The organism is Maribellus mangrovi (genome assembly GCF_037646455.1).
In the GTDB taxonomy this organism is placed as follows: domain Bacteria; phylum Bacteroidota; class Bacteroidia; order Bacteroidales; family Prolixibacteraceae; genus Draconibacterium; species Draconibacterium mangrovi_A.
This window is the reverse complement of sequence record NZ_JBBIXN010000004.1, coordinates 166,270-183,676: the sequence shown is the minus strand read 5'-3', so window position 1 is coordinate 183,676 and position 17,407 is coordinate 166,270. Positions and strand designations below refer to the sequence as shown.

The following is a 17,407-nucleotide window of genomic DNA, read 5'->3' as shown; positions in this document are numbered from 1 at the left end:
TTTAAAGCGTAATCAATCATGATAAATATTCTTAAAAATTTTTCCGTTCTGTTGGTTCTTCCTATTATTCTTTTCATGGGCTCTTGTGTTGACGGAACAACATCTGACAGGACTCAGGAAGAAGAACTGGTTGAACTTAACCAGTTGATCTTAAATATGGAATCTCAGGGCATCGATGTGGACACAACCGAATCGGGAGTTTACTACGTCATCCACAAGCAGGGAAGCGGTCCGTTTATAGCACCTTATGATACCATTACCATTGGATACGAGGCCTACCTGACCAATGGCATGCTTTTCGATACCTCTGAAGATCGATATGAAGATGGAGAATGGGAATTTGTGTACATGCAACAAACGCTTATGCAGGGTTTAACTGATGGACTTGCAATAATGAAAAAAGGAAGTGAATTTGAGTTTATTATTCCTTCGCGATTGGCTTATGGTGATTTTGGGCAACCACCACTGATCGGCCCTTACGAATCTTTGATTATAGGTGTTAAAGTATACGACATAAAGCCGCTTGTTGAATAATTGTCGCTTTCCATTTCTACCTAAATTGCATTGATTAGTTCTTCCTTCAAATTGAAAATAGCTGCAATTGTCTTGAATTCACACTAAAAAAACAATAATTTAGCGTCAGGCAATAAAACAAATCAACATGAACTGCAGACGCCATTTTATTAAAACGTCGCTGCTTTTTGCGCCGGTGATTTTTTATCCAAAATTAATCTATTCGAAACCCGACCAGTTAAAAAAGGTATTGTTACTGGGCGATTCTATATCAATCGGCTACACACCTTTTGTTCAGGACCTTTTGAAACATCTGGCCGTTGTTTCACGCCCGATGTTGGCAAATGGCAGAGCTGAAAATTGTCAAGGCACTAATAATGGGGTCGCAAACATCAGGCGGTGGATCGGTGACACGAAATGGGATCTTATTCATTTTAATTTTGGTCTGCACGACCTAAAACATGTTGATTCAATAACCGGCGAGAACAGTGATAATGCTGAAGACCCTTTACAGGCAGATTTGAAACAATACAAGAAAAACCTCAAAAAAATAGTGGAGGAACTAAAACAGACCGGGGCTGATTTAATTTTTGCCACCACTACCCCCTATCCCGATACGGTAAGCAATCCTCTTCGCGATCCGGGAATGTCGGAGAAATATAACCGCGTAGCCATCAAGATCATGAACAAAAACAACATCGGCATAAACGACCTTTATACCTTTGCCGAGCCTCGTTTAGATGAAATACAGATCCCTGACAACGTACATTTCACCGAGGATGGTTATCGCCAACTGGCCAAAAAAGTAGCCGACAGGATCACCGAACGAATTGAATATCCGCAGTACCGATAAACAAGAGTTAAAACTCTGCTATTGACTATTCGCTTCATTTTCTGTAATTTGTATCCTCAAATCTATTAAACAAAATTACATGAAGACGTATTACGACATTCACTGCCATATTTTTAATAAAGATGTTATCATCCGAAAACTGGTAAATGTAGTTCAATCACTGCTTTCAATCCGCGATCTTTTGGAGAAAGATCTGTCGGGTGCGGCCCTGAAGTATAAAATCGACGAGATTACGCACATACTTACCGAAGTTACGCAGGAATCGAGCGAGGATGTGTTCAAGGCACAGGACAAAGTTTATCAGGGACAGGTGGTAACCACCCCGCTTATGTTCGACCTGACTTATGCCGATGATAACGACGATGACGAGAACCACAATAAGCGCTATCGCCGAAGAATTAAGAGTGTATTTTGGCTATTGCGCGCAGTTGTTCTGCCGGTGGTTGAACACATTGCCCGCAACAAATACGATAACGACGAGCTGGCAGAAGCCATCGACCAAGTGCAAAAACAGGTAAAAAAGTTCCAGAAAAACTTTAAGGTAAAATCGGATGAAGAGGTAGAAATTTTTGATAACGCCAACTATGCTCAGCAAGTAGCCGATCTGGAATACCTCTCGCAAAAATACGAAACCATAAAACCGTTTTTTGGCATCGATCCGCGACGCGAATATAAGGGACATACCAATACTGTTGAAGCTATCAAACAGAAAATTCTAGCTGACGATGCCTTGTTCTACGGAGTAAAACTCTATGCACCAGCCGGCTTTTCTCCAACCGATCCCGTGTTGATGGGAACCGACGATCAGGAAGGTGTTTATGGCATTTGCGAGCGCCATAAAATACCAATCACCGTGCACAACTCAGATGCGGGATTTGCCTGTTTCTCAACGGTACTTAATGTTCGCGGTGATGTGCTGCTGAACGAAAACATTGTCCGACCCCAAAAACCAATTCGTTTTGATAATCGTTTTTTTAGTCGTCACGTGAGCGAAGCAATTCAGGAACGGGCAAAAAAATTAAACCACCCGCAACTCTGGGAATTGGTGCTGCAGAAATATCCAAACCTGGTTCTCAACCTTGCACATTTTGGCGGCAGCGGACAAATTATGGAATATGTGAATTACGATATCAAGTATAAAAAGGCAGATGCGGATCTTTTTGAAAACGAAATCATGCACTTATCAGTCGAAGATAAAGAGGTTTTAAGGGCTGCATATACCGAAAAGAAAGGCTACATGTATTTGCGGGAGAACATGACTATTTCGGAACGGGCAAAAACATGGAATGCGCTGTATCGAGCAAAATTAATTGACAACTGGGCAAAAGCCATTTTCGATTTGGTTAAAAATCCGAATTATCCGAATGCTTACACCGATCTGTCCTGTTTCTCTGAAGGAACACTGATTGAATCGCCCGAAACACAAAAACTTACATTCTCAATTAAAGAAGAACTCAAAACATTTAAGCATAACTTCTTCGACCAACTCAACGCATACGAAAAATCGAAGATATTGTACGGTTCCGATTACTACCTCACCCAGTTCTTTGGTCCTTCGTTACAACAATATTTTGATGATTTTAAAGCTGCTTTCGATGAAGACTTTGATATTATAGCTATCGACAATCCCAAACGGTTTCTTAACTTTGAATAATACGAAAGTAAAGCGACTAAATGGGAAAAATTACACTGCATCGGGGCGACATCACAAAACTGGAAGTTGATGCCATTGTAAACGCTGCCAACAAATCATTATTGGGTGGCGGAGGTGTCGACGGAGCCATTCACCGGGCGGCAGGAAAAGAATTACTCGAAGAATGCCGAACTCTGAACGGCTGTGAAACGGGTGATGCGAAAATTACCAAAGGCTATCAACTTCCGGCTGATTTTGTGATTCATACGGTCGGTCCCGTATACAACGGTGGCCGTTACAACGAAGCCGGGAAACTGGAATCCTGTTATAAGCGTAGTTTGCAGGTAGCCGTTGATAACGGAGTTAAAACCATTGCTTTTCCGAATATAAGTACCGGAGTTTATGGTTATCCAAAAGACGAAGCTGCAAAAATTGCCGTTGAAACCGTTCAGGAATTTCTCTCTCAGGCGCCTTCAATCAAAGAAGTGGTTTTCTGCGTATTCGACGATCAGAACTTCCAACTTTATAAAAATCTCCTCGGGCACGACTAACAAAAACTTCGCTTTAAATTCAATAAAAATTAATGCTAAAGTCATTGTGAATCCCGATTTTCTGTTTTTCATTTGAAGGATTATTTAAGAAGGAATGGAATCGATAAAAGAAGTATATAAAATTGGTCACGGACCATCGAGCAGCCACACCATGGGCCCTAAAAAAGCGGCTATTAAGTTTTTGGAGAAAAATCCTGAAGCCGGTCGCTATGAAACAGTGTTTTATGGTAGTTTGGCAGCCACAGGAAAAGGCCACCTCACCGATTTTGTAATCGAACAGACATTTGCCGGGAAAAATAACCGGATCATCTGGGAGCCCAAAACATTTCTGCCCCGTCACCCGAATGCCATGAAGTTTACAGCATATGATTCAAATGATACTATTCTGGATGAATGGACCTGTTACAGCGTTGGCGGAGGAACAATTATAGATGATATTACAAGCTCGGAAACGGTTGATATTTACGAGCGCCATAAAATGGACGACATCCTGGAATGGTGCCGGAGAAACGAAAAACAATTTTGGGAATACGTTGTAGAATACGAGAACAACGACATTTGGGAATACCTGGAAGAAGTTTGGGAAGTGATGGCTGCCAGCATTAAACGCGGGCTAAAAACCGATGGTAACCTGCCCGGCGTTTTGCGTCTTCCGCGTAAAGCTTCATCGTTTCAGATAAAAGGCGAGAATTTTGCGACTCCTTTCAAACGTCGTTCACAGCTGTTTTCATACGCTTTGGCCGTATCCGAAGAAAATGCTTCGGGTGGAAAAATCGTTGCCGCTCCAACATGTGGTGCCTGCGGTGTACTTCCGGCTGTTCTTAAATATTTCAGCAAAGTACATAAAACCGATAAAAAGGGCATTTTGCGAGCTCTTGCAACTGCCGGATTAATTGGCAACATCGTAAAAACCAACGCTTCCATCTCGGGTGCTGAGGTAGGTTGTCAGGGCGAAGTGGGCACGGCCTGTGCCATGGCATCGGGAGCTGCAACTCAAATGATGGGCGGCAGTATTCAGCAAATTGAATATTCGGCTGAAATGGGATTGGAACACCACCTCGGATTGACTTGCGATCCGGTTGCCGGACTGGTGCAGATCCCGTGCATCGAGCGAAATGCTTTTGCCGCCGAACGCGCTGTATCGCACAACAATTATGCCCTGCTAACCGACGGTCGGCACCGGATTAGTTTTGATGAAGTTGTGGAAACCATGTACAAAACCGGGATTGATATTCAAAGTAAATACCGCGAGACTTCTGAAGGTGGACTAGCTGTATTTACGGCCTTGCCAAAATGTTAATCCAACTTTTCTGATTCAACAAACTGAAGTTCAACTGATCAAAAATATTTTTTTATGTGAAAAGCAATTTTGAGGGTTGCTTTTTATTTTTTTCAGTTTTATCTTTGTTGGCACAAAGAAAAATGAATATGAATATCTCAATTACAATTACCGCCATAGATGTGCGACCGCTCCGGATTCGCTAAAAAAGAGATTATTCAAGCATTTATTCATTTTTTCTACATATTTTCAAATGTCTTATCTAAAAACAGGATTATTGGCTTTCAGTCGACTTAAAAGCATTGACTATAAAACCCTTTGGCAGGATGTTAAAGAAGCCATTGGCGGTACCGAGCGCGATTTCACTGACAGCAGTATGGGCAAAGCAATTTTTATTCTGGCCATTCCAATGGTGCTCGAAATGCTGATGGAATCGGTTTTTGCCATTGCCGACATTTTCTTTGTATCTCGTTTGGGAGCAAATGCCGTGGCCACTGTTGGCCTGACCGAATCAGCGATGACCATTATATATGCTATTGGCATGGGACTCGCCATGGCTACTACTGCACTGGTTTCGCGCCGAATCGGAGAAAAGAAAAAGAAAGAAGCCGGCGAAGTAGCCTTTCAGGCTATTGCCATGGCAGCCATTGTAGCTTTACTTATCGCCTTACCGGGAGTACTTTTTGCCAAAGACTTTCTTCGCCTGATGGGAGCAACACCCGAGGTAGTTGAAGAAGGTTACCTCTACCCTGCCATCATGTTTGGCGGAAACGTGATCATTATGTTGCTGTTCATTATCAATGCGGTATTTCGAAGTTCCGGCGATGCAGCCATTTCCATGCGCGTGATGTGGCTGGCCAACATCATCAATATTGTGCTCGACCCACTTCTGATTTTTGGCTATGGTCCATTCCCTGAACTGGGTTTGAAAGGGGCCGCCATAGCAACAACAACCGGAAGGGGAATTGCGGTGATTTACCAGTTCTACCTGCTGTGGAGCGGTAAATACAGAATTAGATTATACCGGGATAACATTAAACTGAAATTTGAAGTAATGTGGAAGTTGCTTAAAATTTCAGGTGGTGGTATACTGCAAAACCTGATTGCCACCTCAAGCTGGATTTTTTTGATGCGCATTATAGCCGTTTTTGGCCCTGATGTTATTGCCGGTTACACCATTGCTATCCGGATTATAATTTTCCCCTTGCTGCTGGCCTGGGGATTAAGCAATGCCGCAGCCACGCTTGTCGGGCAAAACCTGGGAGCAAATCAACCTCTAAAAGCAGAGAAATCGGTTTGGATCACCGGTTATTCAAATATGATTTTTATGGGATTGATCGGACTCTTGTTCGTTTTTCTTCCCGATGTCTGGATCGGTTTATTTGTTGATGAAGGGCCGGTTTTAGCCAACGGAATTTTGGCCCTGCAAATCATCAGCATCGGATTTTTAAGTTATGCACTGGGTATGGTTTTGATGCAGTCGTTTAACGGCAGCGGCGACACCATAACACCCAGTAAAATCAACTTTTTTAGTTTCTGGCTTTTCGAAATTCCACTGGCATATGTTTTGGCCATCACCCTGAACATGGGACTTGCGGGCGCCTGCATTGCTATTGTTGTGGCCGAATCGCTGCTTACCCTGCTGGCTTTTATTTTGTTCAGAAGAGGTAAATGGAAGTTAAGAAAAGTGTAAATTACAAGACAATGGGAAAAAACACATTAAAACAGCTTGGCTACTCTGGTCAAATTAAGGAATTGATCGGCGAAGAAATCGAATCGGCGGAACTGGCACGTGTCTCTGCCGAGCATAAGGAGCGTTACCAAATAATAAATGAAGATGGAACTTTGCAGGCAGAAATCACCGGAAATATAAGATATGCTGCGCAAACAAGAGCTGATTTCCCTGCTGTTGGCGACTGGGTGAAAATTACACGAATCGATAAAGATTCTGCAGTTATACTGAAAGTTTTCCCGCGCTACTCTTTTCTGGAAAGGCAGGCCGTTGGCAAACAAGGCGAAATACAGTTGATCGCCGCTAACATCGATGTTGCATTTATTGTGCAGGCCGTTGGACATGACTTCAACCTGAACCGACTGGAGAGGTACCTGAGTATATGTTATGCAGGAAAAATTGAACCAGTTATCGTGCTTACAAAGATCGACCTGATTGAAAAAGAAGAACTGGAAGCGTTGCAAAATCAGATAAAAGCAAGAAACGCTAAAGTTCCATTATTTGTGGTAAGTAATGTTACCCTCGACGGATTGGAACAACTCCGCGAAAAAATGGAGCCTTATGAAACATACTGTTTTATAGGTTCGTCGGGAGTTGGAAAATCAACGCTGATAAACTGTTTGCTGGAAGATGATATGCTTGAAACCAGCCAAATAAGCGATAGCACAAGCAAAGGAAGGCACACGACAACACACCGCGAACTAATTATTCTTCCAAATGAAAGCATTGTGATCGACACTCCGGGAATGCGCGAACTGGGAATAACGAACCAGGAAGGCGGTCTCGAACTAACCTACGACCAAATAGCTGAACTGGCTGAGAATTGTCGTTTTAACGACTGCTCGCACGAAAACGAAAAAGGTTGTGCAGTGTTAAAAGCGGTGGAGTATGGATCACTCTCCGAGGAAATGTACAACAACTACCTGAAGCTGAAACGCGAACAGGAACATTTCTCAAGCACAGTTCATGAAAAACGGCAGAAGGGAAAAGAATTTGGGAAAATGGTAAAAGAGGTGTCACGGCTTCGCAAAAACAACAAGTATTAAGCTTGAACAAATTCAAACTAAAAATACTTTATAGTAACAAGTGAACTAAATTTTGAACCTATGAAAAAAATTGCTGTAGAAATTAAGTGGGCCATCCTTTTTGTTGTCGTTCAATTACTTTGGATGTTACTCGAACGCGTTTCAGGCCTGCACGACAAAAACATTGAATACCATGCCGTTGTAACAAATTTCTTTGCTCTTGTAGCCGTAGCGGTTTATGTTTTCGCATTGCTCGACAAACGAAAAAGAGATTATGACGGCAAAATGAACTGGATCCAGGGATTCATCTCAGGACTGATCATTACACTCGGAATCACCCTCCTCACCCCTTTATCGCAGTACCTGACAGTGACGGTTATCAGTCCCGATTATTTTGAAGAAATGATTGACTATTCGGTTTCTACCGGAATATTATCGCAGGAAGCTGCTGAAGCCGAGTTCAACCTGGAAAGCTATATGATTCAAAGTGTCTTGTTTGCACCGATTGTTGGTTTAATTACTTCAGCCGTCGTTGCCTTATTCACAAGAAAGAAATAATGCAGAGTTTTAAAACGGTTGACGAATACATTTTGAACGCGGACAGAGGTCGCGAAATCCTGATGGTTTTACGCGATCTTTTGCTGACTACTGAACTTACCGAAACCGTAAAATGGGGCGGTCCTGTTTATACCATTAACGGAAAAAATGTGGTCGGGATCGGTGCATTTAAATCATACTCGGGACTTTGGTTTTACCAGGGAGCTTTATTAACAGACCGCAAAAAAGTGTTGATCAGATCATTGGAAGGCAGAACAAAGGCTTTGCGCCAATGGCGGTTTCAATCGCCCGATGAAATCGATCCCGAACTTTTGCTCGAGTACGTACACGAAGCCATTGAGAACCAGAAGCAAAACAAGGAAATTAAAGCCGACCGGAACAAACCGCTTGTTATTCCTGATGAACTTACCGAAGCATTCGAAGAAGATCCAATTCTTAAATCCAATTTTCAGTCTTTCACTAAAGGGAAACAGCGCGAATTCGCCGATTATATTTCACATGCCAAACAGGAAAAAACACGCTTATCGCGCCTGCAAAAAGTCATTCCGCTCATTCAGCAGAATATTGGCCTGAATGATAAATACAGGAAATGATTTCACGGTTGCTGAATTAATCCTATTTTCATGGACTATAAACGTATTTTCCATGAAGAACGCTGCCATCCTAATTTCATTAATATTAACTGCAATGGTAAGTACCGGACAATCAGCACTTGATTTTAACCTGAAAAAAGCTGAATACCTTTATCATTTTGCCTACGAATGCATCGACCAGGAATACCCGAACAAACCTAATGGTGTTCTGGGCGACGATAGTTACCTGTTGCCACCCCGTGAAATTCATCCGGCGTTTTACGGGTGCTTTGACTGGCATTCGTCGGTACATGGACACTGGACACTGGTAACGATTCTCAACCAGTTTCCTGACTTTGAATACCGCGATGAAATCATTGCCAAGCTGCAGAATAACATCACAAAAGAAAATATCTTAAAGGAAATCGAATACTTTCAGGATGAACACAACACTACTTACGAACGCACTTACGGTTGGGCCTGGTTGTTAAAACTCGATGAAGCTTTGCGCGAATGGGATGCTTCTGAAGCTGCAGAATTGCAGGCTAATCTTTCTCCTCTTGTTGACACGCTGTCCTTAAAATTCATCGAATTTCTCGACAAACTGGTTTACCCGATCCGTATTGGCGAACACAGTAACATTGCTTTTGGGATGTCGTTTGCTTACGACTGGGCTAAAAAATACAATACTGAACTGGCTACCAAAATCGAAGAAAAAGCGCTGGAATATTATGCCACAGATTGCGATTGCCCGCTGACCTGGGAACCCGGTGGTTTTGATTTTCTTTCACCTTGTTTACAGGAAGCTTCTATTATGCAAAAGGTCTTAGATTATGAAGATTTCAGTAAGTGGCTCAAAACCTTTCTCCCTGATTTTGAGAAAGATCCGTCAGAATTTATGGAAGTTGCCGAAGTGACCGATCGAAGTGACGGTAAACTGGCTCATCTCGACGGACTGAATTTTAGCCGAGCCTGGTGCCTGTTCGAAATGGGGCACACTCTTCATAACCGGAAGATGATTGAGTTGGGTGATCAGCATTTTAATTACAGTTACGTAAAAATGGACTCAGGTGAATATGCCGGCGCTCACTGGTTGGCTTCGTTTGCAGTTTATGCGCTTATAAAAAGTATGGAATAAAGAATATCGATTAACGTTTTATGAGTTACAGAAATCTTATCCTTGTTCTGGTTCTTGTATTAGCATTTTCAGTTGCCAATGCCCAAAATCACTTAGAACGTTTCAAAAGCATCGACGTTATTCACTACAGTTTTGAACTTCATTTACACGACGAATCGGACCAAATTGAAGGCACCGCTGATATAACAATAAGATTCTTAAAACCTGCCTATAGTTTCAATCTCGATCTCGTTGAAATTGAAAATAACTCTACCGGGATGCAGGTCAGTTCGATTGTTTATGAAGGAGAAGAAATATCATTCAAACACACGAATTCCATACTTGAAATTGAATTCCCAAAACAAATCAGCTCCGGTGACACGGCTCAGCTTAAAATCAATTACTTTGGCACACCGGCCGATGGACTGATCATATCCAAGAACAGATACGGCGACCGCACTTTTTTTGGCGATAACTGGCCCGATCGTGCGCATCATTGGCTTCCCTGCGTTGATCATCCATCGGATAAAGCAAAAGTAGAGTTTCTGGTTTACGCACCGGCTCACTATGAAGTGGTCGGTAACGGGTATCTGACCGAACGAAAAATGGTGACTGACAATATTGAATTCACGCACTGGAAAGAAGACGTTCCGATTTCAACAAAAGTGATGGTAATTGGAGCCGCCGACTTTGCAATCGGGAACGATACCACTTTCAACGGAATTCCTGTAAGCGCCTGGGTTTTTAAAGAAAATCGTGATAAAGGACTTGAAAATTACCGCTACACAACTGAGGCACTGAGTTATTTTTCTGAACTCATCGGGCCGTATTCATACGAAAAGCTGGCACATGTGCAGTCGAAAACCCGATATGGCGGAATGGAAAATGCCAGTTGTATTTTCTACAGCGAAAATTCGGCCATTTCCGATCGAAGTCAGGAAAGTCTTTTTGCGCATGAAGTGGCCCATCAGTGGTTTGGCAACTCTGCAACCGAACAAAACTGGCACCACGTGTGGCTTAGCGAAGGTTTTGCCACCTATCTTACTCATGTTTACAATCAACATTTTTACGGCGGCGATGCGTTTAAAAATGGTTTGCAGAGAGATCGCGAGCGGGTGATCCGTTTTGCTCATCGTTACCCGGCACCAATAATCGACACTACCGTTACCGAATACATCCGTTTGCTGAATGCAAATTCCTATCAAAAAGCAAGTTGGTTTTTACATATGCTCCGTCACCAACTTGGTGAAGAAACCTTTTTTAAAGGCCTGCGAAACTATTATGCTGAATATAGAAATACAACCGCGCTGACTGCCGATTTCAAAAATGTTATGGAAGAAGTTTCGGGAAAAGACCTGCAAAGCTTTTTCGATCAATGGCTGCGCCGTGCCGGACATCCCGTTCTAAGTTGGAGTTGGGAACAGAACTCGGATATGAAAGTAGAGTTGAAATTGCAACAAATACAGGAAGGTTTCGATTTCGCTTTTCCGCTTGATGTAGCTGTGATTTATAAAGATGACAGCCGGGAAATTCAAACAATAAATGTTGAACAAAGAAGCTCTACTTTTGTATTTCCCGTTCAGCAAAAGGTTAAAACTATCAAGTTCGATCCCGGGATCAACCTTCTATTTGAAGAGGCGAAATAAATCCTGCCATCGATACAAAGAATTACCATATTCTTAAGTAAAGTTTATCCCTTGTATCAATCTGGTCGGTACTTTTTTCATTATTCAAGAAACATTACATTTGCGCAAATTTTTACGAAGGGTCAAATGCAATACTGGAAAAAACTTACACGAAGTGAAATTCGTAACCGGGTGGATGAAGCACTGAATCATAACATTGATTACCACGAACGTTCGATACTGGGTATTCCTGCCTCGCACCTCGATGGAAACGTATTTAATAAAGACGCCGATTCCCTCGATAACGCCCCATTTCTGAAAACCATGGTTGCTAATCCCAATCACATCGGTTGTCACACCATGGGCGAATCGGAACCGTTTTTTGCCGGGACTCAAAAGCTGGAGCAGGAACTAATCAGTATTGTTGCTGAAGATATTTTAAATTGTGAATCCGATAAGTACGATGGTTATGTGGCATCGGGCGGAACCGAAGCCAACATTCAGGCGATCTGGATCTATCGTAACCTGTTCAAAAAAGAATTTGGAGCAAACTACGATGAAATGTGTATTCTTTTTTCAGAAGATTCGCATTATTCAATGCACAAAGCCGGGAATGTTTTGAACCTCGATATAATCACCGTTCCGGTAACCGACAACAGTCGTGAAATAACCCGTGAAACCGTTAAACAACAAATTGAGTCAGCAAAAGCCAGGGGGAAAAAGTATTTTATTGTGGTGGCCAACATGATGACTACGATGTTCGGATCGGTGGATGATATTAATATATATTCTGAAACTTTGACAAACACCGGAGTTGAGTTCAGGATTCACGTCGATGGTGCATTCGGAGGTTTTGTGTACCCGTTCAGCACCAACAGCGAAGCCATGACTTTCGCCAATCCGCACGTGAGTTCAGTTACGCTGGATGCCCATAAAATGGTTCAGGCACCTTTCGGAACCGGTATTTTTATTGCACGAAAAGGCCTCATCGACAATGTATTTACCAACGAAGCCCAATACGTTAGCGGACTCGATGCCACTTTGATCGGAAGCCGTTCAGGGGCAAACGCCATTGCAGTTTGGATGATCCTGCAAACGTACGGGCCTCACGACTGGTTCGAGAAAATACATATTCTTAATCACCGTTCAAACTGGCTTTGCAACCAGCTAAAAGAGGCCAGGGTTGATTTCTACCGTCATCCCGGATCGAACATTGTTACCATTCGTGCCAAGCATGTGGCAAAAGAACTAGCCCATAAATACGGTTTAGTACCCGACCAGCATAATGGCAATGCCCAGTGGTACAAAATCGTGATTATGGAACACGTGCATATTGATCATTTAATACCGTTTGTGGAAGAATTGAAACAGTCTGAGAAAGTGACTAACCACAGCATTTTAGTGACAAAAAAACATCGTGGTACTCATTTTCCCTTTCGTTTTTTCAGGACGAGGTTTTTTGCCGGAAAGTGACGAAGTATACCAATGATCGGCCTGTTTCAGAAAAGCAGGAAATTATCGGCATAATGATTTTTAAAATATCCTGATCATGGACCTGTATTTAATCTAGTGTTAACATCAATATTTTATATGTTGTCCTTCAAAACTATGCAACTAATTCCCCAATTTTCGTATATAATTAAACAAAAGACAACTACTGCGACCATTATCTGATTGTTTTGGGATACAACTTTAACTGGCATAGCTATGAAATACAGATCGAACAGTATTCTGGCATACATCCCGCAAAACAGGGATGGTAAAAGCATTTTGAAACAAGCCTTGTTTATTACCAATGCATTGAGTATGCGCATTTTCCTACTCGATGTCATAAAATCGAGATCGGTATTTCTTCACAATCCAAAATCAAAAAGAAACCAGATACTTCATCAGGGAGCGCTGAATAAGTTTACGGATTTTGTTAAAAATTGCCTGGATTCCAAAATTCCGGATAACATAATTTTGCGAATTGGATGGGGCAATATCATTAATGCACTGATTGAAGAATCCGAACTTGGAGGCTACGAATTCTATTTGATTGATAAGAGTAAAAGCAAGAACGGTTCACAACTTTCACGAACCGATATTGATAAATGTGTGAGTAAATCGTATTGTCCGGTTCTTACCATCAACAAAGATTATCCCGTTACAGAAATTAAAAATATTGTTGTTCCCATTGACATTTCGCAACAAACGAAGAAACGCCTCTACTGGGCCACTTTTTTTGCCAAAAAGATGAATTCTAATATTCATATTGTTTCCGCCCTCAACATCAACATTGAAGAACGCAAGAGTCTGGCGTACAAGAATGCCAGTAAAATAAAGACAATGCTTGAAGAAAGAGGTGTGGCATGCGATGTCAAGATTCTTAAAGTTCACGACCAGGAAAAGCATACAGCAATATTAAATTACATTCAGGAATTTAAGGCCGGAATGGTTATTATTCGAACGCATCAGGAATCAAGATTTACCGGAAAGAAAATAGGAAAATTTGTTTCTGAAATTATACACGGTTGCACAATTCCGGTTTTTACCGTTGGTGGAGTCACAGAAGACTATGATTTTAACACAATATAAAACCTGTTAAGCCAGAAGCGATGACTGACCGAATCGAAGAAATTACGCAAAAAATCTATAACGAAGGCATCACAAAAGCCAAAGGCGATGCAGAACAACTGATTTCTGAGGCCAAAGAAAAAGCTGAAGCCATAATTCGTACGGCAAAACAAACGGAGGAAAAAATCATACTCAATGCACAGAACAAGGCTTTGGAAGAAAGAAAACGCGGCCAAGCTGAATTAAAATTGGCTGCTCAACAGTTTGTTAGCCACCTTAAACAGCAGATCACAAATCTTATCAGCACTGCCCAGTTAGACAAACCGGTAAACGAAGCTTTTAAAGATGACGATTTTATCAAACAGATCATTCTAAAAATAATAGAGAAATGGGAACCTGAAAATCAGGAAAAAATGGATCTGACTTTATTGCTTCCTCCCGATGATCAAAAAAAAATAAATGATTTTTTACAATCGAAAGCCACGGAAGCCATGAACAATGGCATTGATATTAGAGTGGATCCGGCACTGGAATCCGGTTTCAGGATTGGGCCAAAAGAAGGCAGTTATCTCATCAACTTTACCGCACAAGACTTTACAAATTATTTTATACAATACTTAAAAAACGAAACAAAAAAATTACTGTTTGATGCCGCTGAAAAAGACTAGGCACATATAGAGAGACACCATAGACATTGTGATAGACCAGGCGTTAGTTCCACCGGGCTGAATGATTGTTGAATTTCTTTAAGTTTCGGTTATGCTAAAAGGAGAATATTATTGCTTGGTTGCCGGGCTTCCCGACTTAGTCTTCGGCCAGAACAGTGCGCCTGTGAAAAGCAGGATATTCTTGGAGGAACTTCGGCAACAACTTCATTCATCAGACTACAAGCTGATTGAATACCTCTTTTTACCCTTCGACAATCTAAACCTCCTCAATATTTTACTCAAACAGAACAAACCTTATTTCTATCCCGGCATTTACAGTAAACAGGAAATTGAATCGCAACTCTCGCCCGATAACGAAGAAATGCGATTGCCACAATACATGTTCATTTTTATGAACCAAATAAAAAACAGCGACCCAAAACCTGAGGATATGGAAGCTGAAAATGGTTTAAGCATCCTGTTCTATGAGCATGCCCTAAACTGCTCAAACACATTTCTTCAACAGTGGTTCCGTTTCGAGATCAACCTAAAAAATGTGATTACAGCTTTCAACTGCAAGTTATACAACTACAATCTGGGAGAACAACTACTTAAGGTTAATGGAGCAAATGCGGTGTATACGCTTTTAATAGAGAACAAACTAAAACCCAACTATTTTGAGGAACTGCTACCTTATTACGATGAGGTACTCAAAATAGCCGATTCGGAACTTGAACGCCTTGAAAAAGAAAAAGCAATTGATAAACTCAAGTGGCTTTACCTCGACGAGCATACATTTTTTCACTTTTTTACGATAGAAAAAATACTCGCTTATACTATAAAACTATTGCTGATAGAACGATGGATGAAGTTGGATAAAGACACTGGTAAGGAGCTTCTGAATAAATTAATTGAAGAATTTACCAAAAACTATGAATTCCCGGAGGAATTCAATTTGATAAAATAATACAGTATGGCTACAACGGGAACAATTACCGGTATAATCTCGAACCTCGTTATGGTTAAAGTGGATGGTCCGATTTCGCAAAACGAGATCTGCTACATCAATCACAAGGCTGTTAAATTAATGGCAGAGGTCATTCGCATCGGTTCCAACACTGCCTACATACAGGTTTTTGAAAGCACGCGCGGATTAAAGACCGGAACCCTCGTTGAGTTTACCGGTCATATGCTTGAAGCAACACTTGGTCCCGGAATTCTATCGAAAAATTTTGATGGACTGCAGCACGATCTGGATAAGATGACCGGTAATTTTCTACAAAAAGGCGATTACACACACCCGCTCGAAACAGATAAGGAATGGACCTTCAAACCTTTTATGAAAGCAAATGCAAAGGTAAAGGCCGGATCCTGGCTGGGAGATGTGACCGAGAACTGGATTAGTCATAAAATAATGGTTCCGTTCACTTTCAAAGGTGATTTTATAGTAAAGAAAATCGTTGCTGCCGGGGATTATAAAATTAACGATACGATTGCCGTACTGGAAGACGATCGTGGCAACGAACACCGGGTTTCGATGCTGCAAAAATGGCCGGTCAAAATTCCAATAAAAACATATAAAAGTAAACCTCGTCCGTCAAAATTTCTTGAAACCGGAATTCGTGTAATCGACAGCCTCACTCCTATTGTTGAAGGCGGAACAGGTTTTATACCCGGGCCCTTTGGTACAGGGAAAACCGTTTTACAACATGCTCTGTCGAAACAAGCCGATGCCGATTTAATCGTTATTGCCGCTTGTGGTGAGCGTGCTAACGAGGTGGTAGAAATTTTTGCCGAATTCCCTAAGTTGGAAGATCCCAGAACAGGCCGAAAGCTAATGGAGCGTACAACCATTGTTGCCAACACATCAAACATGCCCGTGGCAGCTCGCGAGGCCTCGGTGTACACCGCCATGACAATTGCTGAATATTATCGTTCGATGGGTTTAAAAGTACTTCTGCTGGCCGATTCAACATCACGCTGGGCTCAGGCTCTCCGCGAAATGTCGAACAGGATGGAAGAACTCCCCGGCCCTGATGCCTACCCGATGGACTTGCCGGCAATCATCTCCAACTTTTATTCACGCGCGGGATTTGTTTACCTGAATAATGGAGAGACAGGATCCGTAACTTTCATCGGAACAGTTTCGCCGGCCGGCGGCAATTTAAAAGAGCCCGTTACTGAAGCCACGAAAAAGGCTGCACGGTGTTTTTATGCCTTGTCACAAAACCGTGCCGACAGTAAACGTTACCCTGCCATAGATTCTGTCGACAGCTACTCAAAATACCTCGAATATCCGGAGTACATTGAATATGTGTCAAAAGTAATAACACCCGATTGGGTGGATAAGATCTTATTGGCCCGTAATATTCTTATTCGTGGACGCGAAGCTAACGAGCAAATCAATATTCTGGGTGACGATGGAGTTCCTATTGAGTATCACGAAACATTTTGGAAATCAGAAGTCATCGATTTTGTTATTCTGCAACAGGATGCCTATGACAAGGTTGATGCTTCAACACCGATCAAACGTCAGCAATACATGCTCAACAAAGTACTCGATATAAACAACACCAAATTCAATTTTGAGCATTTCGAGGAAGTGAATCCGTATTTCAAGCAGATTATAAACGTATTGAAACAAATGAATTACTCCGAATTTAAATCGGAACAGTTTAAAAATTTTGAACAGGAATTGCAGAATATTATAGAAGAAAAAACACTTGTTGAAGCCAAGCACCAATAA

Annotated in this window: 16 protein-coding genes; all 16 read left to right on the top strand. The window is 41.8% G+C overall.

What is annotated here, in order from left to right:
* Window positions 1-18: 18 nt before the first annotated feature.
* The 16 genes from WFY05_RS16215 (at window position 19) to WFY05_RS16140 (ending at window position 17,407) form a co-directional block, all read left to right on the top strand.
* On the top strand, window positions 19-534 hold the full coding sequence (locus tag WFY05_RS16215; RefSeq protein ID WP_340113952.1) for an FKBP-type peptidyl-prolyl cis-trans isomerase: 516 nt from the start codon (window positions 19-21) through the stop codon (window positions 532-534).
* A gap of 127 nt (window positions 535-661) precedes the next feature.
* Window positions 662-1,366: an SGNH/GDSL hydrolase family protein gene (locus tag WFY05_RS16210; protein WP_340113951.1), complete on the top strand. Its 705-nt coding sequence runs from the start codon at window positions 662-664 to the stop codon at window positions 1,364-1,366.
* Window positions 1,367-1,445: 79 nt separating this feature from the next.
* The gene (locus tag WFY05_RS16205; RefSeq protein ID WP_340113950.1) at window positions 1,446-3,020 is read left to right on the top strand and encodes an amidohydrolase family protein; all 1,575 of its coding nucleotides are present in this window, start codon (window positions 1,446-1,448) and stop codon (window positions 3,018-3,020) included.
* A gap of 20 nt (window positions 3,021-3,040) precedes the next feature.
* Entirely contained in the window at window positions 3,041-3,550 is a 510-nt protein-coding gene (locus WFY05_RS16200) for an O-acetyl-ADP-ribose deacetylase (RefSeq protein WP_340113949.1), read from the top strand.
* A gap of 94 nt (window positions 3,551-3,644) precedes the next feature.
* Window positions 3,645-4,850 (top strand): L-serine ammonia-lyase, encoded by a 1,206-nt coding sequence (locus tag WFY05_RS16195; RefSeq protein ID WP_340113948.1) that lies wholly within the window; start codon window positions 3,645-3,647, stop codon window positions 4,848-4,850.
* A 232-nt stretch (window positions 4,851-5,082) separates the two neighbouring features.
* A complete protein-coding gene (locus WFY05_RS16190; RefSeq protein ID WP_340113947.1) occupies window positions 5,083-6,522 on the top strand; it encodes an MATE family efflux transporter in 1,440 nt (479 codons plus the stop codon).
* A gap of 11 nt (window positions 6,523-6,533) precedes the next feature.
* Window positions 6,534-7,607 carry a ribosome small subunit-dependent GTPase A gene (gene rsgA, locus WFY05_RS16185; RefSeq protein WP_340113946.1) on the top strand — a complete coding sequence of 358 codons (1,074 nt, stop codon included), beginning with the start codon at window positions 6,534-6,536 and terminating at the stop codon, window positions 7,605-7,607.
* A 60-nt stretch (window positions 7,608-7,667) separates the two neighbouring features.
* Window positions 7,668-8,144, top strand: a complete 477-nt coding sequence (locus WFY05_RS16180) for a DUF4199 domain-containing protein (RefSeq protein ID WP_340113945.1) — start codon at window positions 7,668-7,670, stop codon at window positions 8,142-8,144.
* Window positions 8,144-8,737, top strand: a complete 594-nt coding sequence (locus WFY05_RS16175; protein WP_340113944.1) for a YdeI/OmpD-associated family protein — start codon at window positions 8,144-8,146, stop codon at window positions 8,735-8,737. Before WFY05_RS16180 ends, WFY05_RS16175 begins: the two co-directional genes overlap by 1 nt.
* Before the next feature lie 52 nt (window positions 8,738-8,789).
* Window positions 8,790-9,854, top strand: coding sequence for a DUF2891 domain-containing protein (locus tag WFY05_RS16170; RefSeq protein ID WP_340113943.1), 1,065 nt, complete (start codon window positions 8,790-8,792; stop codon window positions 9,852-9,854).
* Window positions 9,855-9,874: 20 nt separating this feature from the next.
* Complete coding sequence (locus WFY05_RS16165; RefSeq protein WP_340113942.1) at window positions 9,875-11,479, top strand: M1 family metallopeptidase; 1,605 nt, start codon at window positions 9,875-9,877, stop codon at window positions 11,477-11,479.
* Window positions 11,480-11,605: 126 nt separating this feature from the next.
* Window positions 11,606-12,931, top strand: a complete 1,326-nt coding sequence (locus WFY05_RS16160) for a pyridoxal phosphate-dependent decarboxylase family protein (RefSeq protein WP_340113941.1) — start codon at window positions 11,606-11,608, stop codon at window positions 12,929-12,931.
* A gap of 234 nt (window positions 12,932-13,165) precedes the next feature.
* Complete coding sequence (locus WFY05_RS16155) at window positions 13,166-14,035, top strand: universal stress protein (RefSeq protein WP_340113940.1); 870 nt, start codon at window positions 13,166-13,168, stop codon at window positions 14,033-14,035.
* Window positions 14,036-14,055: 20 nt separating this feature from the next.
* A complete protein-coding gene (locus WFY05_RS16150; RefSeq protein WP_340113939.1) occupies window positions 14,056-14,682 on the top strand; it encodes a hypothetical protein in 627 nt (208 codons plus the stop codon).
* Between the two features lie 91 nt (window positions 14,683-14,773).
* The gene (locus WFY05_RS16145) at window positions 14,774-15,628 is read left to right on the top strand and encodes a DUF2764 family protein (RefSeq protein WP_340113938.1); all 855 of its coding nucleotides are present in this window, start codon (window positions 14,774-14,776) and stop codon (window positions 15,626-15,628) included.
* Between the two features lie 6 nt (window positions 15,629-15,634).
* Entirely contained in the window at window positions 15,635-17,407 is a 1,773-nt protein-coding gene (locus tag WFY05_RS16140) for a V-type ATP synthase subunit A (protein WP_340113937.1), read from the top strand.